Annotated in this window: 21 protein-coding genes and 2 riboswitches; of the genes, 7 read left to right on the top strand and 14 right to left on the bottom strand. The window is 63.7% G+C overall.

Going from position 1 to position 23,446, the window contains the following annotated elements:
- Nucleotides 1-171: 171 nt before the first annotated feature.
- Together add and C6W55_RS04050 are read left to right on the top strand one after the other, a co-directional pair.
- Complete coding sequence (gene add, locus C6W55_RS04055) at nucleotides 172-1,227, top strand: adenosine deaminase (RefSeq protein WP_286891600.1); 1,056 nt, start codon at nucleotides 172-174, stop codon at nucleotides 1,225-1,227.
- 160 nt (nucleotides 1,228-1,387) lie between these two features.
- Nucleotides 1,388-1,735 carry an HAD family hydrolase gene (locus tag C6W55_RS04050; protein ID WP_286891598.1) on the top strand — a complete coding sequence of 116 codons (348 nt, stop codon included), beginning with the start codon at nucleotides 1,388-1,390 and terminating at the stop codon, nucleotides 1,733-1,735.
- 2 nt (nucleotides 1,736-1,737) lie between these two features.
- Here C6W55_RS04050 and C6W55_RS04045 read toward each other — a convergent pair whose 3' ends face one another.
- The 9 genes from C6W55_RS04045 to C6W55_RS04005 all read right to left on the bottom strand — a co-directional run bounded on the left by C6W55_RS04045 (nucleotide 1,738) and on the right by C6W55_RS04005 (nucleotide 12,460).
- Nucleotides 1,738-2,595, bottom strand: a complete 858-nt coding sequence (locus tag C6W55_RS04045) for a carbohydrate ABC transporter permease (RefSeq protein ID WP_286891596.1) — start codon at nucleotides 2,593-2,595, stop codon at nucleotides 1,738-1,740.
- Nucleotides 2,588-3,571, bottom strand: coding sequence for a carbohydrate ABC transporter permease (locus tag C6W55_RS04040; RefSeq protein WP_015256668.1), 984 nt, complete (start codon nucleotides 3,569-3,571; stop codon nucleotides 2,588-2,590). The genes C6W55_RS04045 and C6W55_RS04040 overlap by 8 nt, the downstream gene beginning before the upstream one ends.
- Nucleotides 3,572-3,638: 67 nt before the next feature.
- Nucleotides 3,639-5,051 carry an ABC transporter substrate-binding protein gene (locus C6W55_RS04035; protein ID WP_286891592.1) on the bottom strand — a complete coding sequence of 471 codons (1,413 nt, stop codon included), beginning with the start codon at nucleotides 5,049-5,051 and terminating at the stop codon, nucleotides 3,639-3,641.
- 209 nt (nucleotides 5,052-5,260) lie between these two features.
- The gene (locus C6W55_RS04030; RefSeq protein WP_286891590.1) at nucleotides 5,261-7,372 is read right to left on the bottom strand and encodes an ABC transporter ATP-binding protein; all 2,112 of its coding nucleotides are present in this window, start codon (nucleotides 7,370-7,372) and stop codon (nucleotides 5,261-5,263) included.
- A complete protein-coding gene (locus tag C6W55_RS04025) occupies nucleotides 7,369-9,150 on the bottom strand; it encodes an ABC transporter ATP-binding protein (protein WP_286891588.1) in 1,782 nt (593 codons plus the stop codon). Before C6W55_RS04025 ends, C6W55_RS04030 begins: the two co-directional genes overlap by 4 nt.
- Before the next feature lie 613 nt (nucleotides 9,151-9,763).
- A riboswitch (cyclic di-GMP riboswitch) is annotated at nucleotides 9,764-9,891 on the bottom strand.
- Between the two features lie 56 nt (nucleotides 9,892-9,947).
- Nucleotides 9,948-10,118, bottom strand: coding sequence for a Dabb family protein (locus C6W55_RS04020; RefSeq protein ID WP_232427714.1), 171 nt, complete (start codon nucleotides 10,116-10,118; stop codon nucleotides 9,948-9,950).
- 35 nt (nucleotides 10,119-10,153) lie between these two features.
- Entirely contained in the window at nucleotides 10,154-10,777 is a 624-nt protein-coding gene (locus C6W55_RS04015) for a ThuA domain-containing protein (RefSeq protein WP_286891585.1), read from the bottom strand.
- A 35-nt stretch (nucleotides 10,778-10,812) separates the two neighbouring features.
- Nucleotides 10,813-11,526 carry an SDR family NAD(P)-dependent oxidoreductase gene (locus C6W55_RS04010; protein ID WP_286891583.1) on the bottom strand — a complete coding sequence of 238 codons (714 nt, stop codon included), beginning with the start codon at nucleotides 11,524-11,526 and terminating at the stop codon, nucleotides 10,813-10,815.
- Between the two features lies 1 nt (nucleotide 11,527).
- Entirely contained in the window at nucleotides 11,528-12,460 is a 933-nt protein-coding gene (locus C6W55_RS04005; protein WP_286891645.1) for a helix-turn-helix domain-containing protein, read from the bottom strand.
- A 221-nt stretch (nucleotides 12,461-12,681) separates the two neighbouring features.
- Between C6W55_RS04005 and C6W55_RS04000 the strand changes: the two genes are divergently transcribed.
- Nucleotides 12,682-14,301: a glycoside hydrolase family 9 protein gene (locus tag C6W55_RS04000; RefSeq protein WP_286891581.1), complete on the top strand. Its 1,620-nt coding sequence runs from the start codon at nucleotides 12,682-12,684 to the stop codon at nucleotides 14,299-14,301.
- Nucleotides 14,302-14,413: 112 nt separating this feature from the next.
- On the top strand, nucleotides 14,414-15,391 hold the full coding sequence (locus C6W55_RS03995; protein WP_286891579.1) for an HNH endonuclease: 978 nt from the start codon (nucleotides 14,414-14,416) through the stop codon (nucleotides 15,389-15,391).
- 139 nt (nucleotides 15,392-15,530) lie between these two features.
- On the opposite strand, the gene C6W55_RS03990 is transcribed toward C6W55_RS03995, so the two are convergent.
- Nucleotides 15,531-16,190, bottom strand: a complete 660-nt coding sequence (locus C6W55_RS03990) for a type 1 glutamine amidotransferase (protein ID WP_286891577.1) — start codon at nucleotides 16,188-16,190, stop codon at nucleotides 15,531-15,533.
- 154 nt (nucleotides 16,191-16,344) lie between these two features.
- Nucleotides 16,345-16,626 carry an alpha/beta-type small acid-soluble spore protein gene (locus C6W55_RS03985; protein ID WP_286891574.1) on the bottom strand — a complete coding sequence of 94 codons (282 nt, stop codon included), beginning with the start codon at nucleotides 16,624-16,626 and terminating at the stop codon, nucleotides 16,345-16,347.
- 147 nt (nucleotides 16,627-16,773) lie between these two features.
- Nucleotides 16,774-16,817, top strand: a riboswitch (PreQ1 riboswitch).
- A gap of 100 nt (nucleotides 16,818-16,917) precedes the next feature.
- On the opposite strand from C6W55_RS03985, the gene queF reads away from it, so the two are divergent.
- Together queF and C6W55_RS03975 are read left to right on the top strand one after the other, a co-directional pair.
- Nucleotides 16,918-17,415 carry a preQ(1) synthase gene (gene queF / locus C6W55_RS03980; protein WP_213486489.1) on the top strand — a complete coding sequence of 166 codons (498 nt, stop codon included), beginning with the start codon at nucleotides 16,918-16,920 and terminating at the stop codon, nucleotides 17,413-17,415.
- 14 nt (nucleotides 17,416-17,429) lie between these two features.
- Nucleotides 17,430-17,963 carry a VUT family protein gene (locus C6W55_RS03975; RefSeq protein WP_286891571.1) on the top strand — a complete coding sequence of 178 codons (534 nt, stop codon included), beginning with the start codon at nucleotides 17,430-17,432 and terminating at the stop codon, nucleotides 17,961-17,963.
- A gap of 132 nt (nucleotides 17,964-18,095) precedes the next feature.
- Here the strand turns inward: C6W55_RS03975 and C6W55_RS03970 are convergent, their stop codons facing one another.
- The 3 genes from C6W55_RS03970 to C6W55_RS03960 all read right to left on the bottom strand — a co-directional run bounded on the left by C6W55_RS03970 (nucleotide 18,096) and on the right by C6W55_RS03960 (nucleotide 22,007).
- Complete coding sequence (locus C6W55_RS03970; RefSeq protein WP_286891644.1) at nucleotides 18,096-18,923, bottom strand: 1,4-dihydroxy-6-naphtoate synthase; 828 nt, start codon at nucleotides 18,921-18,923, stop codon at nucleotides 18,096-18,098.
- A gap of 5 nt (nucleotides 18,924-18,928) precedes the next feature.
- A complete protein-coding gene (locus C6W55_RS03965) occupies nucleotides 18,929-19,642 on the bottom strand; it encodes a futalosine hydrolase (RefSeq protein ID WP_286891569.1) in 714 nt (237 codons plus the stop codon).
- 133 nt (nucleotides 19,643-19,775) lie between these two features.
- A complete protein-coding gene (locus tag C6W55_RS03960) occupies nucleotides 19,776-22,007 on the bottom strand; it encodes a bifunctional diguanylate cyclase/phosphodiesterase (RefSeq protein ID WP_286891568.1) in 2,232 nt (743 codons plus the stop codon).
- 196 nt (nucleotides 22,008-22,203) lie between these two features.
- On the opposite strand from C6W55_RS03960, the gene pepT reads away from it, so the two are divergent.
- Nucleotides 22,204-23,445, top strand: a complete 1,242-nt coding sequence (gene pepT / locus C6W55_RS03955; RefSeq protein ID WP_286891567.1) for a peptidase T — start codon at nucleotides 22,204-22,206, stop codon at nucleotides 23,443-23,445.
- Nucleotide 23,446: the final 1 nt, after the last annotated feature.

The raw sequence follows: 23,446 nt of genomic DNA, 5'->3' as shown, positions 1-23,446 counted from the left end.
ATTGTGTTAACACTTATATTTCCATTATCCGAAAATCCCGCGCGAATGTCTATGCTTGTTAAGCAAGTTGACACGGCCCCCGGCTGCCATTACGATGGGGGAAAAACAAGGCGCTGCCGGGAGACGTTGCCGCCCGGAGACCGCGCAGACAATGAGAGGAGGAAGTTCTTGATGACCAGGCCTTTGGACCTGATCGCGGCCATGCCGAAGATCGATCTCCATCTCCATCTGGACGGCTGCGTCCGGCCGGAGACGCTGATCCGCCTGGCCCGCGAGCGGAAGCGACCGCTTCCGGAGACGGAGCCGGAGCGGCTGCTGCCGTACATGCAGGCGGCGCCCGACAACGCGAACCTGACCGAGTACCTGACCAGGTTTGATTTCGTGCTTCCCCATCTGCAGGATGCGGAAGCGCTCGAGCTTGCCGCCTTCGAATGCGTGCGGCAGACGGCGGACAGCGGCGGCCTGTACGTTGAAGTCCGCTTCGCCCCGATGCTGCATACCCGGGAATCCTTGAGCGCGGACGACGCCATCCGCAGCGTCATCGCGGGCCTCAGGCGCGGCGAAGCCGAATGCGGCATCCCGGCGCGCGCCATCGTCATCTGCATGCGCCATCACGACGAGGCGCTGAACATCGCCGCCGTCGAGGCGGCCGCGCGTTTCGCCGGGCACGGCGTGGGCGCCGTCGACCTTGCCGGGGACGAGTCGCGCTTCCCGACATCCGCCTTCCGACGGGTGTTCGAAGCGGCCGCCGCGCTCGGCCTGCCGGTCACGATTCACGCCGGCGAAGCGGCCGGACCCGAGAGCATCCGCGAAGCCGTCGAACGGCTCGGCGCCGTTCGGATCGGCCACGGCGTCCGCGCCCGGGAGGACCCGGAGATACTCGCAATGCTCAGAGAACGCCGGATTCCGCTCGAGATGTGTCCCACGAGCAACATCCAGACGCGGGCGGTTCCCGGGTGGGCCGCGTACCCGCTCCGCCGCTACGCGGCCGAAGGGCTCGTCGTCACGGCGAACACGGACAATCCGACGGTATCGGGCACGACGATCGCGGACGAGTACCGGCTGCTGCATGAGCGGCTGGACATGGCGCCGCGGGAGATCGCGGCGCTCGTCCTGAACGCGGCGGATGCGGCCTTCCTCGAGCCGGAGGCGAAGCAGGCGCTGAAAGCGCGGGTGCTGTCCGCGCTCGCCTCCCTCGGCCTTGCCCCGGACCATAAGGGCGCATGATAACGAGAAGACCGCCCGGTAACCGGCGGTCTTGGGTCACACAAGACAGAAAGAGGCCCGACGCGGCCATTCGCATCGGGCACGACGAGAGGAAGCCTGGCTGTCCGCCGCCTGGCCCGGCCTGGATATTGCATCGGCCCGTCAGGCGCTTCTGGACAGCATGAAGCCGCTCCCGGCGCTGAATCATCTTCAGGCATGGAGCAGCCTCGCCGATCTGCATATTCTGAGCAACCACCGCGCGGAATGGCTCCTGCCGCAGCTGGATCACCGCATCCGGCTTTTCTCCGGCATTACGATTTCAAGCGAGGCCGGCTTCTTCAAGCCGGACCCGAGAATCTACGAGACGGCATCTGCGAAGATAACGCCCGGCGCGCCCGTCCTGTTCGTCGATGACCACCCGGACAACCTGCGCGCGGCGGAAACCTTCGGCTGGCATACGCTGCTTGCCGACGAGGCCGACAGCGGCTGGACGGAACAGGTCGAGCCGCTGCTGCGCAGGCTCGGTTGACCTTACTCCTTCACGCTGCCCAACGCCACGCCTTCGATGATGTATCGGGACAGCAGGAAGTAGATAATGAACAGCGGGATTGCCGTCAGCGACAGTCCGAGATAGATGGAACCGTACTCCGTCCGGTAAATGTCGCCGCGCAACAGGCTGACCATGATCGGAAGCGTGTATTTCTCCTTCTGTGTCAGCAGAATGAGCGGCATGAACAGGTTGTTCCAGTTCGCCACGAAGACGAAGATCGCCTGCGTCGCCACCGCCGGCATCATGATCGGCAGGATGATCCGGTTGAACGTGCCGAATTCGCCCGATCCGTCCACCCGCGCCGACTCCACGATCTCGAACGACAGCGCCCCGAGCAGATACTGGCGCATGAAGAACACGATCGCCGGCGACGCAATCGCGGGCAGGATGAGCGGCAGATGATTGTTCGTCCAGCCGAGCTGGTACATGAACTGATAGAACCCGACGGCGCTGGCCTGCGCCGGAATCAGCATGACGAGAATGATGAACGTGAAGAACGGCTGCCGCAGCTTCCAATTGTACGCCACAAGCCCGTACGCGGTCAAGGCCGAGAAATAGACCGCGCACAACGTCGCGCCCGCGGCGATGATGAACGAGTTCACGAACCCGGTGATCGGATCGAAGCTCTTGTCGAGCAGAATCTCCAGGTTCCTCATGAGATGCCCCGAAGGCAGAATGGCCAAGCCTTGCTGGATCTCCGACGTCGAACGCGTCGCGTTCACGAACATGATCCAGAATGGCGCGATGCTGAGCAGAGCCAGGAAGATGCAGACGATATAAATGATTGTTCGATTGATGTTCAGGGCGATGGCGTTGCTCTTCCTCAGTTGACTATGCATGCGTTACGCCCCCTTGTGACGCCGCTTTCGCCGCTTTGCGAATCCGCCGCTCTTCCCGTTTGAGACGCGCCGCGTCGCGGTCGCGCATCAGATAGAACAGGAACGCCGACAGTACGGCCGCGATCACGAACAGAATCATGCTGGCCGCGGCTGCGCGGTTGTACAGGTAGCTGCCCCTGAATGCCTGCGAATAGATGAACATCGTGGCGGTGTAGGTCGAGTTGTCCGGTTGGCCCGCCAAGAACAACTGCGGAATGTCGAACATTTGCAGACCGCCGATCATCGACGTGATCAGCGTGAACAGCATGATCGTCCGGAGGCTCGGCAGCGTAATCCGGAAGAACGTCTGGAATCCGTTCGCGCCGTCGATGGCCGCCGCCTCATAGATCGCCGGGTTGATCCCCAGCACGCCCGCGATCAGGATCAGCATCGTATGGCCGTACCACATCCAGAACTGGATGAACGCCACGATCCCCCTCGCCGTCGTCTTGTCCTGGAGAAAATTGATCGCCTCGTTCGACCAGCCGAACATTTGGTACATGCTGTTGATCGGGCCGATCGGATACGCGAACAGCGAGCTGAACAGCACGGCGATCGTGCCGGCCGTGATGATGTTCGGCATGTAGAACAGAATTTTGAACGCGCCCTGTCCCCGCAGTTTGAGGCGCTTGTTCGTGAACCAGGCGGTGAGCAGGAGCGCGAGCCCCAGTTGCGGGATGAAGTTCACGATCCAGATGAGCGCCGTATTCATGAGCGACATCCGGAACAGCTCATTTTCGAACAGCAGGTTTTTGAAGTTTTCCAGCGGATCGTCCAGAATGTGGGGCGTTTTCGGGACGACGCCTTTCATGTCGGTAAACCCGATGAATGCCGTGTACAGGATCGGATACAGCGAAAAAACCAGGAACGCCAATACGAAGGGAAGGCAGAAGAGATAGCCGTACCTGGAATAGTGGAGTTTGCTGCGCCGGCGCAAAATCGATCACCTCCCGATGATGTTAAAGGGGCGGGGGATACCTACCCGCCGCCCCGTCAAGGCGCCCTTACTCGCTGTCAATGCCCAGTTCGTCTTTGACCCGTTTCTTGAAGTCGGCAAGCGCCTGCTCACGGCTCTTGTTGCCGGCAGCGTACTCGCGGACCTGGTCGCGCCAAATGAGGTTGATCGATTCGTCATACTGCGTCAGGTTTTTGCCCGTTGCGTTGGCGTTCGCCGGCACAAACACGTCGAACATGTTCTGACCGCCGAGGATGTCGAGTTCGCCGTTCGATTTCTCCATGACGACGGAGGATGCGACGGAGTCCTTCGTGCCTTGCTCGCCTTCGACCATCGTGCCGTTCGCCCAGAAGTATTGCAGACCCGTCTCGGACGTATCCAGTGTTACCCACTTGATGAAGTCGGCGACCGCTTGCTTCTTCGCTTCGTCCTTGAGCACTTCCTTGTTGGCCAGCAGCCAGGTGCCGCCCCAGAAGAAGCCCGTCGTCGGCTCGGTGACCGCCCAGTCGCCGAAGGTGTCGCCCACATTGTCCTTCATGACATAGTTGATGAGCCATGCCGGACCGAAGAAACCGAATACCGGTTTCGGACCGCTGCCGTTCATGTCGGCGAACCAGGCTTCCTGCCAGTCGCGGGTGTCGTTGTGATAACCGTTGTCCTTCAGACGCTTGGACATGTCGAGGAATGCTTCACGCTTCGGATCAATGTGCAGTTTGCCGTCAACGATCCAGCCCTGGTCCGAGCTGTTCTCGATCGGGTGCCAGATGTCGCCGTCGCCGGAGACGATCGCATAGCCTTTCGCTTTCAGCTTCTCGGCCGCTTCGAAGAATTTGTCCCAACCCGGGCCGATCTCGTCCTTGATGACTTGCGGATCGTCTGTGCCGAAGACATCCTTAGCGATCGAGCGGCGATAGATGAACGCGCCGCCGGTTGCCTGATAGCCAAGCGCTTTCAGCACGCCGTCCTTGGAGCCGATTTCAACCGTGTACTCGGCGATGCCGGCTTCCTTCACCATGTCGTCGGTGAGACCCAGATCGGCATAAGCAGCCGCAAAATCGGACATGTCGCCTTGCGTGTACTTCAGAACGAACGCCGCTTCGGCAGCATAGATGTCCGGAGCGTCGCTGCCTCCGCCGACAATCGCCTGGTCAAGCGCCGGCTGATACGCGCCTTCCGTGGTGGCGATGATGGTCGGATTGAATTCGACGTTCTTCTCGGGGAACAGTTGAACGTACTTTTCCGCCATCTTCGGAATTTCGTCCGTGAACGACCAGAGGTTGATCTTGATCTTCCCGCCCGAGCCGCCGGAGCCGCCCGAGCTGCCGCCGGTGTTGCTCGACGTATTCGAGGAGCCGCCGTTCGAGCCCGCGCCCGATTTGTTGTCGTTCTTGCCTCCGCCGCAAGCGGCAAGCAGCGAAGCGAGCATGATGATTGCCGTAATCAGTGCCAGCGTCCGTTTCATTTTTTCTTTCCTTCCTCCCTTTTCAATGCATATCCGTCTTGCCATGCACATGTATTGTAAACGCCATCAGTATTATAGAGCCGATGTTGTAAGCGGATAAGGATACGGCCGTTGGGTATCCTCCATCTTTTTTTGTGTATGAGTTTCCGAGTTTCAGAAACAGAAAACCCCGGTCCCGCTTCATGCGGTCCCGGGGTTCCCCGTCCTCTTCACTTTGCCGGTCCGGCGCCTGCCGCGGCGCCCGCGGCGGAAGCCTCTCCCTGCTGCAGCTGATACATTTGATAATACTTGCCGCGCCGCTCCATCAGCGACTCGTGATTTCCCCGCTCCACGATGACGCCGCGGTCGAGCACGAGAATCAGATCGGCGTTCTTGATCGTCGACAAACGGTGCGCGACGATGAACGTCGTCCGCCCCTGCTTGACGACCTCGAGCGCTTCCTGGATGATCGCTTCCGTCTCCGTATCGATGTTGCTTGTCGCCTCGTCCAGGATGAGGATCGCCGGGTCGAACGCGAGCGCGCGGGCGAACGAGATCAGCTGCCGCTGTCCGGCCGACAGCGTGCTGCCCTTCTCCAGCACCGGCTCGTCGATGCCGCGCGGCAGAGCTTTCAGCACCCGGTCGCCGCCGACTTCGGCCAGCGCCTTCGCGGCCTTCTCGCGCGTGATCCGGGAATCGCCCATCGTAATGTTCGATTCGACCGTGCCGGTGAACAGGAACGGATCCTGCAGCACGATGCCCATATGCGCCCGGAGCGCCTGCCGCGGGATATCCCGCACGTCGACGCCGTCGATGGAGACGCTGCCGCTGTCCGGATCGTAGAAGCGGAAGAGCAGGTTGATGATCGAGCTTTTGCCCGAACCGGTATGGCCGACGAGCGCGACCGTCTGCCCCTGCTTCGCCTCGAACGAGATGCCTTTCAGCACCGGTTCGCCTTCCTTGTACGAGAACCAGACGTCGCGGAACGCGACATCGCCCTTATAGCGGGGAATCCGTTCATCCGACACGTCTTCGCCCGGCTCGTCGAGCAGGACGAACACCCGCTCGGCCGAGACGAGCGCCGTCTCGAGATTCGGCAGCTGGTTGACGATGTTCACGATCGGGTCGAACAGCCGGTTCAGATAGTCGACGAACGCGTACAGCACGCCGAGCGACACGATCGCCTCCGGACCGGTCAGCCGCTCCGCGCCGAAATACCAGATGACCGCCACATAGGCGAAGTTCCGGATGACGCCGACCAGGTTGTAGCCGGTCAGCGAGTTCAGACTGAGCAGCTTGTTCTTGTAGACGAAGCTCCGGTGGTTGTACGCCTCGAACTCTTCCTCCACCTTCTTCTCGCGCCGGAACGCCCGGATGACGGCCATCCCCTGGATCGATTCGTTGATCCGGCCGTTGATCTCGCTCAGCGTCGCGCGGATCACGCGGTTGTACCGCCGGGCGAACCGGCCGTAGACCCGGATCCATACCGCCAGGATCGGGATGATGATCAGGCAGATCGCCGCCAGCCGCACATCCAGCAGGAACATCGCGCCGAGAATGCCGACCATGTTGACGCCGCCGGTGAAAAAGTTCGCCAGCACCGTCACGTACAGCTCGCGGATCGCCTCCGTATCGTTCGTGATGCGGGAGACGACTTTGCCGGCCGGCAGATTGTCGAAAAAGCGGACCGCCAGCCGGTTCACTTGGGCGAACACGTCGTTGCGCATTTTCAGGATGATCCGGTTCGCCGCCGCCTGCAGATAGTAGCGCTGGCCGTAAGCGAAGAACGCCGACAGCACCGTCAGCCCGAAATAGAACAGGCAAAGCCGCAGCATGCCGTCGACTTCGGGACGGTAGAACCGGTAGATCTCCTTCGCGCCGATCCGCTCGGCCGGATAGACGGCCGTCTGCCCGCCCTGTTCGATCGTGACCGTGCCGTCTTCGTTCACCGTCCGGGCGCCGTCGAACGCGACCGGCTGCGGAATGAAGTAGTATTCCCTCCCGATCTGCAGGATGCGGACTTCTCCGCCCCGCTCCTCGCCGGGAGCGAAATGGTCCGCCCGTTTGTAAAGCTTGCCTTTGTATTCGGCCGTATGGGCATCCTCCGCGGACACTTCATGCCACGGCTGCTCGATGCCCGAAATATGCACGTCGATCAGCCGCTTCGCCACGAACGGGCCGGCCAGGTTGGTGGCGACGGATATGGCCAGCATGACGATGGCCAGGAGCAGCTGCCATTTGTACAGCATGGCATACCGGATCAGGCGCCTGACCGTCTCGCCCTTGCCGGCCGACGCCCGGTCGATGTCCAGATCCCGCCCGAAAATGTCTTCCGTGCTCATGCATGATCACCCGCTTCCGATCCGACCGCTTCTTCCATCCGCTGCCTTTCGTACTGTTCCTTGTACCAGCCGCCGCGCGCCAGAAGCTCCTCATGCGCGCCTTCCTCGATGATCCGTCCGTCTTCGAGCACGATGATCCAGTCCGCGTGCTGGACGGCGGACAGCCGGTGCGTGACGATGATCGTCGTCTTGCCCTGCCGCTCGCGCCGGATGTTCGCGATGATCTCCGCCTCCGTCCGCGCGTCCACCGCGGACAGCGCGTCGTCGAGCATCAGAATCTCCGGATCCCGGACGAGCGCCCGGGCGATCGCGACGCGCTGCTTCTGGCCGCCGGACAGGGCGACGCCCCGCTCGCCGACGAGCGTATCCAGGCCGTCCGGCAGGAAGGCCAGGTCTTTCTTGAACGCGGACGCCTCGATCGCGCGCTCAAGCTCCTCCTCGCCCGCGTCGTCGCGCGCGAACAGGATGTTGTCGCGCACCGAGCGCGAGAACAGGAACTGCTCCTGCGGCACGTAGCCGAACCACGACTTGAGCCGGTCGGTCGGAATCCGCTCGATCGGCACGCCGCCGATCGTGATCTCGCCTTCGCCCGGCGGATATTCGCGCAGCAGCTGCCGGATCAGCGTCGTCTTGCCGGCGCCCGTCCGCCCGACGACGCCGAGCGTTCCGCCCTGCCGCAGCACAAACGAGACGTCCCGCAGATTGTCGACCGGCGACCCCGGGTAGCGGAACGTCACGTTCCGGAAGACGATGTCGCCCGGCGTCTCCGGCGCTTCCGTCTCCATCGCCGCTTCCGCGTCCGGCACGTCCGGCACATCCGGCTTGTAATTCAGCGTCTCGTTCACCCGGTCGAGCGACGCGTTGCCGCGCTGCATGATGTTGATCATCTCGCCGACCGCGAACATCGGCCAGATGAGCATCCCGAGATAGACGTTGAAGGTGACGAGCCCGCCGATCGTCAGCTCGTTGTGGAAGACGAGGTATGCCCCGTAACCGAGGCCGATCAGATAGCTCGCCCCGACGAAAATTCTGACCGTCGGCTCGAACAGCGCCTCGATGCGCACGACATCCAGATTTTTCTTGTAGACGTCTTCGGTTACCGCTGCAAACCGGCGTTCCTGCGCCCGCTCCTGCACATAGGCGCGGATGACGCGAATGCCGGAGATCGTCTCCAGCACGCTCTCGTTCATGTCGCCGAACGCGTCCTGCGCCGCGGTGAACCGGTTGTGGATCCATCTGCCGTACACGCTGGCGAGCACGGCCATGATCGGCAGCGGCAGCACCGCCATCAGCGTCAGCTTCCAGGAGACGAAGACGGACATCATGAAGAGCAAGAGCGCCATCCACAGCGTGGAGTCCATCAGCGTCAGCAGGCCGAAACCGGCCGTCAGGCTGACCGCGTTCAGGTCGTTCGTCGCGCGCGCCATCAGATCCCCGGTGCGGTTTTTGTTGAAGAACGCGGGGGTCATCTTCAGGAAATGCCGCATCAGCGTGGAGCGGAGCATCCGCTCCACGACGAACGAACCGCCGAACAGGTTGTAGTGCCATGTATAGGAAATGACATAGACGATGACCGTCAGGCCGGCAAGCGCCGCCAGCGTCGTCGTCAGGCTCTGCCACGTCATCGTGCCCTGATAGATCGCGTCAATCGCATCCCCGACCATCATCGGCGGCAGCACCTCGATGAGGCCGCTGACGAGAAGCAGGGTAAAGGCGATGAGGTAACGTTTGCGTTCCAGCTTGAAGAACCAGCCCAGTTTGCGCAGCACCGCCAGCATGTCTGTCTCTCCTCTCTCCGTCCTTGGATCTCGACCGCAAAAACAAAACGCACACCGCAAAAGGTGCGATGTGCTCCCAAGTTCCCGTTATGGGTACACGCCGCGCCCCTCCCGCGGCATGCGCATGTCAGCGCTTCATTCGGCAGACCGCCGGCGATGGGCCGGAGCCGGGATGAAGCGGCCGCGGGCAATATGAACCTCGCCTCCAGATGGCATAAGGAGGATATGATCCATCCGATTGCCGTTCATCGCCCGCAGCTCCTTTCCGTTGCCAATGTGTCATCTTTATGACGTACAGTATCACGCCGTTCAACAAATTGTCAACGGATTTATCCTATAATAATCGTTCTCTGCCGATCAGTCCGATTATACCCGAACGTCCAGTTTCGCACCGACCATCAGCGCGGGCGGCACCGGTACCGGCTTCTTTCCCTGCCCCCCGTTCCCGGGCTGTTCCGACTGCTGACCCGCGGCTTTCCCGGCCGCCTCCTTGTACGAATTCGCAGCCGCCGGCCACAACCTGCCTTTTCTGTCCTCGGTCTGGTGCGCTACGGAATTTCCGGATGTTCGCTCCGGAAAAGCGGAATCCATCCCAACGCGGCCTCCTTCCTTGTTCGGCAGCTGGCTGGCATGCGGCGCGAACCGTCCGTCCGCCCGAATTGCGGAGGTCCGGTCCATCCCGCCGATTAGCCCCTGCAGCTTTGCGTCCTTGCGCTTTCGCGCAGGTTGCCTTGATCCCAAGCAGGACTTGCGCACCCCAAGTATAGGAAACGATTACACCGCCGTCAGCGCATGCCTCAGACGTTCACGAAGTCGATCTCCTGGAAGCGGACGACCTCCTTCTTCCACCGCTCCTCGACGAACTTCACGTGATCCGGATGCGCGGTGTACGCATCGTAGTCGGCCTGGCTCGCGAACTCCATCGAGAAGCCGAAGTCGAAGTCCGTTTTCTCTTCAATGGCTTTCATCTGATTTGACATCATTTCCGTCTGTGTGAGTCCGGTCAGGCCAACAGCAGCCGCAGCCGCTCCGCCAGGAACGCCTGGAACTTCGGGTCGAGCAGCGCTTCGCGGGCATGGGCGGGCGTCAGGCAGCACACCTTGCCCGCTCCGTAGTCATGCTCCCAGCCGGCCAGCGACTCGCCGTCCGCCGAGCGCGAGCGCAGGAACACGTTCGTCCTGGACTCTTCCACTTCCACAAAATAATGCTCGTCGAACAACGTCATCACTTCGGCACCGTCCGAAGCGCGCGTGTAGGTGACGTCGTTCATTTTCGGGTGGTGCAGGAAGCGGCCGCGCAGCATGTCGACGTAGGCGCCGTCCTTGTCATAGCCGGCCATTCCCGTATGCCAGGCCAGCCAGCGGCCGCCGTCTTTCACATACCCGGCGATCGCCGCCTCGATTTCGGGCGACATCCACGGCTCGAACGGTTCCTGCGGCCCGTTCAGCGGGTTCTGTTTGAACAGGACGACCGCGTCCGGCCGCTCCTTCAGCCGATCCGCAAGCTCCCCGTGCTCCGCGAACGAGAGCGCAATGCAGCCGGCCGATTCCGCCGCCTGCCCGAGCGCTTCCCGGATCATTTCCCCGGCATGCCAATAGTCGCCGACGAGGGCGATGACCTTCTTCATTCGATCCTTCCTCCCGGTCGCTGGATTCGGCCGAATCACCAGGGCAGCGGTTTGCCCGTGTAGTCCGTGTACGACGGCAGCGACGTAATCTCCTGCGGCTGAAGCACCTGCGCGATGATGCCCTTCGCCGAGTCGATCGCCTCGACCGTCGCCTTGTCGTTGAACTTGCCCGACATCCAGGAGCGCACCCACCCCGGATGGAAGCACATCACCTTGATGCCGTATTCCTGCAGATGGTTCTGCAGAATCGCGGACTGCATGTTGACCGCCGCCTTCGTCATGCAGTAGCCGTATTCGCGCTTCCGCCAGTTGTCGGCGATGCTGCCGGCCTCGGACGAAATGTTGACGAGCCGCTTCCCTTCGCCCTTCACCAGCAGGTCGATGACGGAGTTGGTGACGCGCAGCGTGCCGAGCGTGTTGACGTTGTACATGTTCAGCATGTCGTCGAAGTACAGATCGCCGAAGATGTCCTCCGAGCGGTCCCGGTAAATGGCCGCGTTGTTGATGAGGATGTCGAGATGGTCCGTCTCCGCCTTCACGATGTCCGCCGCCCGCTGCACCGATTTGTCGCTGCCGATGTCCAGCGGCACGATGCGCAGCTTCGGCTCCTTCTCCGCCAGTTCGCCGAGTTCGGGCCAGTCGGCGATGTAGCTTCCCGCAAACACACGGTACCCTTCGGTCAGCAGCACTTTCGCCAGCGCAAGGCCGAGCCCGCGGTCGCAGCCCGTTACGTAAGCCGTCTTCTCCATCTCAATTCCCGCCTCCCGTTGTTGTCGGTATCGGATCAAGCCCCGCCGCGCCGGGATTCTGGAGAAACCGCCGGCGATACTCGCGGGGCGTCACCCCTTCATTTTTCACGAAACATGCGGTGAAATAGGCGGCCTGCTGGAAACCGACATCCTGCGCAATCTGGCCGACAGGCAGATCGGTCTGAAGCAGCAGCAGCTTCGCCTGATCGAGCCGGTATTGCAGCAGATACTCCATCGGCGAGCAGCCGAACTGCCGCTTCATGCAGCGCGCGATGTACACCGGGTGAAAATTGAGCGCCTCGCCGAGATCCTTCGCCGTCAGCCGCTCGCGGTAGTGTTTCCGCAGCCAGGACGCGGCCTGGTCCGCCACCACGGCGCCCGGACGCGGCGAACGCGCGTCGGCGCCGGCGGCGAGCATCATCAGCACCTGCTGGAACAGGAACTGCTGCTCCCAGCGCACCCAATGCAGGTGGGAATCGCGCTCGAGCGCAACGAGCTGCCGCAGCACCTCGTACATCTTCGCCGGCTGCACCAGGCGGCTGAACTGCGGCACGCGGATCCGGAACGTCTGCATCCGGAACGTCCGGCCCGGCGCCGGCGCATCGTCCGCTCCGCCCGCGGCCTCTTCCCCTTCGTCATCCGTCATTCGCCATGAGCCGGCCGTATGGAAATGAAGCCAATAGGAAGCCGTCCGCTCCGTGCATTCGGCCGTCGGATAATGGTGCAGATCCGGCCGCAGAATGAGCGCATGGCCTTCCGCCACTTCATATTGCCGGTCTTCCTCCCCAATATACAAGCAGCCTTGCGTGACGACAAGCAGGTCGAACTCGCCGATCGCACACCGCTCGGGATGCTTCCGCCCCGGTCCGGCCAGGCTGTAGCCCGCGCGGATGTAGTGGGGAAGCGGAAGAGCGGTGAATTCGATCGCCGGCATGCGCGCCAGCCCCTTTCTGATCAGGTTGAATTTGTGATAGAAAAAGTTGTCCTCCTGATACTTCCATGCCCGCAAACCGCCTATAATCAGAGAACAACCGTATGTACGCGCTTTCGCAAAAAAATGTGCGCCGGTTTTGTCAGCGATATTTTTCTGCGGAACTCGCCTGCATCCTCCTGTATTATCGCATACGCAACAGATCGAATGGAAGGAGCGATTGGATGAATCACGATATCTGCTCCATCGCGGTCAATCAAATCGGATACCCCGTGCGGGCGGCGAAGATCGCCTGCTTCACGAAGGCGGGGGCATTCAGAGTCGTGGACGCCGCGACCGGCGAGGCCGTATTTTGCGGCCGAACGGGCGAAGCCGTGCCGGACCCGAACAGCGGCGTCAGCGTCGCGCATGGCGATTTCACCGGCCTGACCATGCCCGGCCGCTACCGCATCGAGATGGACGGCGAATCGTCCGCCGAATTCGAAGTGTCCGAGCGCCCCTACGACGAGCTGCATCGCGGCCTGCTCAAGGCATTCTACTATTTCCGCTGCGGCATGGACCTTGTCCCCGAGTTCGCCGGAAAATGGGCGCACGGCGCCTGCCACCTGGCGCCCGCCATCGTGTACGGCGATCCCGGGCGCCGGATCGACGGCTGCGGCGGATGGCACGACGCCGGCGACTACGGCAAGTACACGGTGCCCGCCGCGAAAGCGGTCGCCGATCTGCTGCTCGCCTGGGAAAGCTATCCGGAAGCTTTCCGCCGGCCCGTCCCGATCCCGGAGACGGACGGCCGCATGCCGGACGTGCTGCACGAGTGCCGTTACGAGCTCGATTTTCTTTTCAAACTGCAGGATGAGGCGACGGGCGGCGTGCATCACAAGCTGACGACGCTCCGCTTCCCCCCGCTGGACATGAAGGCGGAGGATGATCTTGGCGACCTGTACGTCATGCCGATCTCGCCGACGGCGACGGCCGATTTCGCGGCGGTCATGGCGCTGGCGGCCCGTGTTTACCGGCCGTTCGATCCCGCTTGCGCCGACCGGTGCCTGGCGGCGGCCCGCCGGGCGTGGGACTGGCTCGAGCGGAATCCGGACGCGCCCGGGTACCGGAATCCGCCCGACGTGCTCACCGGCGAGTACGGCGACCGGCGCGGCGACCGCGACGAACGGTACTGGGCGGCGGCCGAACTGTATCGCACGACCGGCGAGGATGTTTTCCACGAAGCGTTCAAGCGGTTCAAGCGGGACGACTTCGACAAATACGCGCTCGGCTGGGCCGACATGGGCGGCTACGGCACGATCGCCTATCTGCTGAACGGCCGCGACAAAGCCGACGCGGCCCTGTATGACGAGCTGCTCGACGGGCTGCGCGCCGAAGCGGACCGGATCGCGGCGATTGCCGCCGCCGAAGGTTATCGGGTATCGCTGGAGCGGCACGAGTACATCTGGGGCAGCAATATGCTCGTCATGAACGACGCGATGCTGCTGCTTGTCGCCCACCAGTTGCTGGGCGACATCTCCTGGCGGGCGGCGGCGCTCGACCAGATCCATTACCTGATGGGCCGCAACGTGCTGGGTGTCAGCTTCGTGACCGGCTTCGGTTCCAGGGCGTACCGGAACCCGCATTATCGTCCGGGCGTCGCGGATGGCATCGACGATCCGGTGCCCGGATTCGTCTCGGGCGGGCCGAACGCGGGCCTGCAGGACGACTGCATGCGCGGGGCTTTGCAGGGCAAGCCGCCGGCCCAATGCTACATCGACCACCAGGACAGCTACGCCGGCAACGAGGTGACGATCTACTGGAACTCGCCCGCCGTGTTCGCGGTGTCGGCGTTCGCAATCTGATTCGGGAACAATGAAGCCCGGCTGCAACCCAACGCAGCCGGGCTTTTCTCGATCACAGCCGGGAGATCGCGTATAATAAGGATGTATTGTGAATGACCGGAGGATCAGGCGCATGGATCGCAAGCGGCAGGACGCGGCGGAATATCCGCAGACCAAAAAATGCACTTATTGCCATGCCGAGCGGCCGCTCGAGGAATTTCAGCGGCGGACCGGCCAGCGCGCCGGGCCGAACTCGCGCCGCGGCGCGTGCCGCGAGTGCCGCCGCCGGATGCGGGCGGCCGGTGCGGCCGGGGCCAGGGCGACGATGGCGGCTGGAGCGGACAAGCCGTCCGCGGCTGCTGAAGCGCAGCAACCCGTGGCGCCGGAGGTGCAGCCGGACGTCGGCGGGCCCGCAGTCGACGCCGGTGCCGGAACGGGTGGCAAACGGCGCAAACGCCGCGGGAAGCGCGGCGGACGGAAGCGGAACAGACACCGGCAAGCGCAGGCCGGAGGCGCGGCAACCGTTGAAACTTCCGCGCCGGAGCAGGCAAGCGCGCAGCCATGGGCGGCGCAGACCGCCCCGGAGCCGCCCGCCGGGGATTCGGCTCGCCGGGAGGACGCGGCGACTGCGAAGCCGGAAGAGAACGGCCGCCGCACGCGCCGGAAAGCGGCGTCCATCCTGCCGCCGATGCCCCTGCCGCCTCGGCCCGTCGGGCCGGACCCCTCCGTGCTGTCCCCGGGCAAATCCGGCGTCATCTGGATGCGCGGCCGGACCGACAAGGGCCGCCGCTGGCGGCAGGAGACCGACCTCGAGACCGCCGTCACGCTGGTCCGCGAGTATGCCGCCGTCGTCGTGAACCGCCGGACGATCCGCAGGCTGTACAGCAACAAGGCGTTCCGCGAGTATATTTTGAAACGGGATAATTACACCTGCTATTTCTGCGGGAAGTACGGCGACACGATCGACCACATCGTGCCGCGGGCGAAGGGCGGCCACACGACGCCTGTCAATTGCGTGACCGCGTGCCGCGAATGCAACCAGAACAAGGCCGCGCTCGACCTGGACGAATTCATGGAGCGGCTGCAGCCGCATTCCGGCGAGCCGACGTGACAATCCGGATGCGGGGCCGGCCTGCTTCGGGCGGCGCGGCAGCTCCGTCGAATTCGGCCGCGCTCGCCGGCAGGGCAGCCGGTGTCGCCCGATCGCCGCTCACCTTGTCCGACGCATCGAAGGTCCCCCGATCGCCCGCTCACCCCGCCGCGCGTTCCCCCGCATGCGCCGCGAGCATCCGATCCAGTATCTTGCGCAGACAGGCGGCGGAATCGGCGCAGCGGGCGGTTTTCGCCAGCATCGCCGCGGCCGACTCGATCCACCGGCCCGGCACCAGTTCGTCGGCCCACGCTTCCGTCATGGCCGTCATGCAGGCCGGCGTCGTCTCCAGATGGAACTGCAGGCCGAGCAGCCGGTCGCCGAAGGCGAACGCCTGGTTGCGGCACGCGCCCGAGCTGGCCAGATGAACCGCGCCCTCCGGCAGTTCGAACGTGTCGCCGTGCCAGTGGAACGACCAGAACATCTCCGGCAGCCCGGCGAGCAGCGGATGGCGCGCTTCCGTCCGGCGCACCGGATGCCAGCCGATCTCTTTTTCCCCGTTCCGGTACACCCGGCCGCCCAGCACTTCCGCCAGCATTTGCGCGCCGAGGCAGATGCCGAGCACCCGCTTGCCGCTCCGGATCGCTTCCCGCAGAAACGCTTTCTCCGCAATCAGCCACGGATGCTTGTCTTCCTCGAAGACGCTCATCGGACCGCCGAGCACGATCAGGAGATCGAAGCTTTCCATCGGCGGGAACGGCGGTCCGGACGGCGGCTCGAATACTTCGGCGGGACACCCCCGTTCTTTTGCCCATGTCAAGAAAACTGACCCGTCATCAAAGGAGAAGTGTTTCAACAACAGCAGACGCATCATACCACCTCCAATGTGTCAACTATTTTAACACAATCTGTCCCCGATCTGCGCTTCCCGCTTTGATAAAAAAAATCAGGCACCCCGATAAGGGATGCCCGATTCACTGCCGCTCCGCCAGCCTTTCCTTCGCCATGCGAATCATTTCGCGCACCATCGGTCCGCCGATCCGCCCGCCGACGGCGCCCGCCTGATCGGTGCGCAGCTCGCCGCCCGTGCCCGGCTGAAGCGGAACGCCGATCGACCGCGCGACTTCATATTTCACGTCGCCCGGCCGCGCCGGATTGACCGCCCAGCCTTCGCGGCGCATCACTTCCGCTTTCAGCGCTTCCAGCGCCGGGCCCGCTCCGGGAACGAGCGGCCGCCTTCTGCCTCTCCGCGCCATGTCCGCCGCCTCCTTTCCCCGCTTAACTTCCCCGCGCGGCCGGAAAATAGTCCAGCGATTTGTTTCCAGCGCGGACGGGCTGGGCAGAGCAGGTCCGTTATGCTATACTGACGAAGTCAACTGCATAAGAAAATCCGGAATCACCGTCCGGGAGAGGTTCGCGAACTCCCTCTATAAAAAACTAAGGCTGAACGATCGCCCTGTCGCAATCGTTCTTTTGTGTTTTGCATGGGAATCGGTTCGTCGAATCTCGTTTCGCTGCAGGAACCACACGCGAAAGGAGATTTTTTTATGGCCGGAAGAGGACACGAAGACTTGCAGGATTTGACGCTGCTGGGCAGCCGGAACACGCGGTATGCGTACACCTACGACCCCAAGCTGCTCGAGACGTTCGAAAACAAGCATCCGGGGCGGGACTATTTTGTCAAGTTCAATTGTCCGGAGTTCACCAGCCTGTGCCCGATGACGGGACAGCCGGACTTCGCGACGATCTACATCTCGTACATTCCCGACAAGCGTCTCGTGGAGAGCAAGTCGCTGAAACTGTATCTGTTCAGCTTCCGCAATCACGGCGATTTCCACGAGGATTGCGTGAACATCATCATGAACGATCTGATTGAAGCGATGGACCCGAAGTACATTGAGGTGTGGGGCAAATTCACGCCGCGCGGGGGCATCTCGATCGATCCGTACTGCAACTGGGGCAAGCCGGGAACCAAATACGAGGCGATGGCGGAACACCGGTTGCTCCATCACGACCTGTATCCCGAAAAAGTGGACAACCGTTAAGGGAGGACGCTGACATGAGAATCGGAATCATCCTTCTGTATCTGGCATCCATCGTGATCGCGAACGTCGTCACCGCGCGCTTTGCGCCGCTCGAGTTCGGTGCGTTCCTCGTGCCGGCCGGTTCGGTGTTCATCGGCGCGACGTTCATCCTGCGCGATTTCGTGCAGCAGGCGATCGGACGGAAGCGGACGTATGCCGCGATTCTGACGGCCATGCTGCTCTCCGCCGCCACGTCGTGGCTGCTCGGCGACACGCTGTGGATTACGGCCGCGTCGGCCGTGACGTTCCTCGTCTCCGAGTCGACGGATACGGAGATCTACAGCCGGCTCAAGCTGCCGATGGCCTGGCGCGTGCTGTACAGCGGCTTCGCCGGCGGCGTCATCGACAGCGTGCTGTTCGTGCTGATCGGCCTGTCGCCGCTCGGCGCCGGCATCCTGCCGTGGGAGGCGGTCGGCAGCGCGATCCTCGGCCAGCTTATCGTGAAGACGGGCATGCAGGCCGCCGGGGCCGCCGTGGTGCGGATGCTGCCGGTCGGCCGAACGGCCTGAGGCAAGCGAAAAACGGCAGACGCCATCCCCTCGGACGGACCAAAAAAACTTCGTCTGTTCACGGCATCCTTCCATTCCGCCGGAACAGACGAAGTTTTTATCATCGGGAAGGCGCCGGATGCGGGCCGCGATTCAGCGCAGCGCCGACAGGTCGAACGCCGGCACGAGCCCTTCCCGGGCGGCGCGGCCGAGCAGCGCTTCGACCGCCGCGTAGCCTTCCTCGCCGAGATCCGCGGTGAACGCGTTGACGTACAGATCAATGTGCGCCTGCGCCACCTCGGGCTTCATCTCCTGCGCATGGCGCATGACGTAATCGCGCGACGCCTCCGGATGCGCCCAGGCGTATTCGACGGAAGCGCGGATCCAGGACGCGATCGCCCCGCGGTCGAGCGAGCGCCGCGCCACGATGGCGCCGAGCGGAATCGGCAGCCCGGTGTCCTCTTCCCACCACCGGCCCATGTCCTCGACGAGGGACAGGCCGTATTCATGGTAGGTGAATCGTGCCTCATGGATCACCAGGCCGGCGGCGATCTCGCCGTCCCGGACGGCGGGCATGATGCGGTTGAACGGCATGACGACGATCTCGCCGACACCGCCCGGCACATGCCGGGCCTCCCAAAGGCGGAACAGCAGGTACGCCGTCGACCGGTCGCTCGGCACGGCCACCCGCTTGCCCGCGAGCGCCTCCGGACCGGCCGGGCGGGCCGTCAGCACGAGCGGGCCGCAGCCGCGGCCGAGCGCGCCGCCGCACGGCAGAAGGGCATACCGGTCGAGCACCCAGGGCAGGGCGGCGTACGAAATTTTCAGCACATCGAAATCATCGGATTCGGCCGCGTAATGGTTCGTCTTGTCGACATCGGCGTAGGTCACGTCCAGCTTCGGCGCCCCGGGCACGAGGCCGTGCGCCAGCGCATGGAAGACGAACGTATCGTTCGGACACGGCGAGTAAGCAATGCGCAGCGTGTTCATCTGCTTTCGAAAACCTCCTTTGCGGCGGCGAACGCCGATTCCAATGCGGCCAGCGCGTCAGGGATGCGCCACGCGGCGCGGTCGCGCGGGCCGACCGCGTTCGAGACGGCGCGCAGCTCGGCGACCGGCACGCCGGCAGCCGCGGCGGCGGCCGCCACGCCGAAGCCTTCCATCGCTTCGGCGGCGGCGCCGGGCACGCGGCGTGCGCGTTCGGCCGCGGTGGCGGCCGTTCCCGTCGCGGTCGAGACGGTCAGCACCGGACCGCGGCGAAGCGGCAGACCGGCCGCTTCGATGCGCCGCGCCAGCCGGGCCGACCAGTCCGGATCGGCCGCGATGCGCGACGTGCCGAAGCCGAGCTCGTCCACCGGCAGGAAGCCGTCCGGCGTCTCGACGCCGAGATCGGCGGCCGCGATGACGTCGGCCAGCACGAGGTCGCCGATGCCGGCCGCACCGGCAAACCCGCCGCCGATCCCCGCGCTGATGACGAGGCGCCATCCGCCCCCGGCGAGCGCCGCCGCGGTCCGCGCGGCCGCCGATGCCGGGCCGACGCCGCCCAGCCGCACCTCCGCCCGCGGGCAGCCCGCCAGCCCGCGCAGCACCGCGTCCCGTTCCGCCTCCACCGCCGTCATGATCAGAATGTCCGGTTTCGCCGCCCGGCCGGCTTTTTCCGTCTGACCGTCCGTTCCCGCCAGACGCTTATCGTCCCTCATCGCCGCACCTCCACCCTTCGGGCATCCGCCCGCAGTATCCGCAGCATGGTGCACAAATGCACGATATTTGCTCACGAAAAGCTGAAGTATCTTGATGTGCGCTCCGCCCGGGCAACCATGCCAGGCCGAACCGCTACGTCAGCCCCGGATTGCGGTAACGGACCGCATACCGCTCGAACTCCGCCCGGTCAAGCGGCTTGCTGAGCAGATACCCCTGGGCGTGCGTGCATTGCATGCCCCGAAGCATTTCGAGCTGCTCCTCGGTCTCCACCCCTTCGGCGATCGAATCGATGCCGAGCAGCGACGCGATGGACAGGATGACCTTCACGAGCGCCCTGTCCTTGCTGCCGTCATGGATGCGCGAGATAAACGAGCGGTCGATCTTGAGCACGTCAACATCCAACTGATTCAGCACGGAAAGCGACGAGTACCCGATCCCGAAATCATCCAGCGCGATCAGGATGCCGAGATCCGACAGTTCGCGCAGCGTCCTGGCGATCACATCCATCCGGCTGATGACCGCGCTCTCGGTCAGTTCCAGCATCAGCCCGTCCGGATCACAGCCCGTTTCGGCCAGAATCGTCCGCACGGTGTCGACGAAGCCCGGCTGTTCGAGCTGGATGGCGGACAGATTGACGGACACGCGATCGATCGGCAGCCCGCTGCGCCGCCACAGACCGAGCTGAGTGCATGCCTGCCGCAGCACCCATTCGCCGATCTCGATGATCAGGCCGGTGCTCTCCGCGATCGGAATGAACAGATCCGGCCGCACCGGGCCGAGCTCCCTGGAATGCCATCGCAGCAGCGCCTCCGCGAACAGGCCGCACTTCCCTTTCGCGATCGCCTGGATCGGCTGATAGACCAGCGCCAGCTCGCCTTCGGCCACCGCTTTGCGCAGATGCTGCTCGATCGCCACCTCGCGCGTCGTCTGCTCGACCATCGATTCGTCATAGCAGACGAGGCAGCCGCCTCCCAGCTTCTTCGCGCGGTACATCGCCAGATCGGCGTTCCGCAGGAGTTCGCCGCCGCTGGCCGCATGTTTCGGATAGAAGCTGATGCCGGCGCTGCCCGTGACGATGAATTCGTGATGTTCGAGCCGAATCGGCTCGCGCAGACGTCCGAGCACCCGCTCCGCTTCGGCGATGCCTTCCCCGGGGGCCTTCAGCGCTTCGAACAGCAGGACGAACTCGTCCCCGCCCAGCCGGTACAGCCGCTGGCCTTGGCGCAAGGCGGCGCCGAGCTGGCCGGCGGCCGCGATCAGCAGCCGGTCGCCGACGTTGTGGCCCAGCGCATCGTTGACGTTCTTGAAACGGTCCAAATCGATGAGCACGAGTCCGATCAGCCGGTCCTCGGAGAACGGATGGCTGCGGATCAGCGCGTTGAGCGCCTCCCTGAGCTGCAGCCGATTCGGCAGCGCCGTCAGCAGATCGTGTCTGGCCGCGTGGCTCATCTGGGCCAGCCGCTTTTTCAGATCGCGGAACCGGGAGGCGAAGCCTTGATGAAAAATGTACAGCAGAAGCAGCAAAACGGCATCCAGAAGGGCGAAGCCCGCCGCGGTCCGCCAGAAGCCGCTGCCCGCCGATGCCAGCAGCAGCCGGCCGGGAGCGGCGGCCGCGAGCGTCCAGGGCGTCCCCGCCGCCTTTCCGTATATTAACAGAAAATCTTCACCGTCCCGCTCGAACCGGATCACCCCGGAATCCGCAGCGTCCCGCGAGCCGATCCGGCCGGCCAGGCCGGGATCCTCCGCCGGCCCGCCGCCCTCCGTCAGCCGAAACGCGGCATCGCCGGCCAGAAAGTAAACCGTCTGTTCCTCCGTCAGCGTGTATGTATAAAACGTCTCGTGCACCCAGGCCAGCGGCACGAAGCTGCCCACGGCTCCGCCGGGCGCCCCGTCCGTCCGTTGATAAGGAAAGGCCAGCACGAGACCGATCTCGCCGTGCGGGCCGTCGACCGGGCCGTAAAGCATCCCGCCGCCGTCCGCTTCATGCGGGACTGCGCCGTCTTCCTTCACGGACGCCGATGATCCGTCCGGAAAGACGATCGTTCCGTCCGGACCGATCAAGCCCAGGAGCGGAAGGTCCGCGTGCCTCGTCCGTTCTTCGGCCAGATAGGGCAGCGCTTCTTCGTCATTTCCCGACCGGACGGCGGTTGTGCCCGCCATGACGCGCAGCTCGGCGATCCGCATCTTCGTCCAGGCGGCGAATTCGTCCGCCCATGCGGCGACCGCCGCCGCAGCTTCATATTTAAGACGTTCGGTTTCGTCCAGCTTCTGTTTCTGATAAACGATCGTTCCGACAGACAGCACAAGCCATGTCGTCAAGACAGCGGCGCCCCAGAACCATCGGCGCATCCCCTTGTCCTCCACGTATGTTCCTCCCCACCGGCTGCCGCCTGTCACCATTATAACCGAAGGACCGGGGATCTGTAAGATTCATCCTGTCGATTCATGTCGAAATTTGCAAATTGGCCTAATCCCTGCCGGCCTGTTTTCCGTCGGTTGCGGCCGGTCCGGGCGAATGCCTATAATATCCCATAATCCACCTGTTTAGGAGCGATCCGTCGTGAAAAAAGAGCTTATCGAACGCCTCACGCGTTACGTTCAAGTGGACACCCGGTCGAACCCGGACAGCGGCACCTGTCCCTCGACACCCGGCCAGCTCGAACTCGGCCGCATGCTCGTGGATGAACTGAAGGCGATCGGGTTGACCGACGCGGCCATGGACGACAACGGCTATGTCATGGCCACCCTCCCGGGCAACACGGACCGCAGCGTGCCGGTCATCGGCTTCCTCGCCCATCTCGACACGGCCGCCGACTTCACCGGCAAAAATGTCAAGCCGCAGATCGTCGAAGCGTACGACGGCGGCGACATCGTGCTGAACGCTGAGCAGGGGATCGTACTGTCGCCGCGCGACTTCCCCGAGCTTGCCGGTTACCGCGGTCATACGCTCGTCACGACCGACGGCACGACGCTGCTCGGCGCGGACAACAAAGCCGGCATCGCGATCATCATGACGGCAATGCATCATCTCGTCCGGAATCCCGGGATCAGGCGCGGCGCCGTGCGCGTCGCCTTCACGCCCGATGAAGAGATCGGACGGGGGCCGCACCGGTTCGACGTCGCGAGGTTCGGCGCGTGGGCGGCCTACACGGTCGACGGCGGCCCGCTCGGCGAGCTGCAGTACGAAAGCTTCAACGCCGCCCAGGCGGTGATCGAGATCCGCGGCAAGAACGTCCACCCCGGCACGGCCAAGGGCAAAATGATTCACGCCTCCAAGATCGCCATGGAGTTCCATGCGAAACTGCCCGCCGAAGAGGCTCCCGAATACACGGAAGGGCGCGAGGGATTCTACCACCTCATCCGGTTTGAAGGCGACGTCGAGCATGCCCGGATGCAGTACATCATCCGCGACTTCGACCGGGAGAAGTTCGAAGACCGGAAAGCGTATCTCGCCCATGTCGCCGCCGAACTGCAGGCCGCATACGGCGAAGAACGGATCCGGATCGAAATGAACGACCAGTATTACAACATGCGGGACAAAATCGAGCCGGTACGCGAAATCATCGACATCGCCGAGGAGGCGATGCGCAGCCTCGGCATCGAGCCGGTCATCCGGCCGATCCGCGGCGGCACCGACGGCTCGCAGCTGTCCTGCATGGGGCTGCCGACGCCGAACCTGTTCACCGGCGGCGAGAACTTCCACGGCCGCTACGAATACGTGTCCGTCGACGTGATGGCGAAAGCCGCCGAGACGGTCATCGAGATCGTGAAGCGGTTCGCCGAACGGGACTGGCCGCAATAAC

Origin of the sequence: Thermobacillus sp. (genome assembly GCF_003390775.1) — a bacterium.
In the GTDB taxonomy this organism is placed as follows: Bacteria; Bacillota; Bacilli; order Paenibacillales; family Paenibacillaceae; genus Thermobacillus; species Thermobacillus xylanilyticus.
This window is presented reverse-complemented; position numbering and strand designations above follow the sequence as displayed.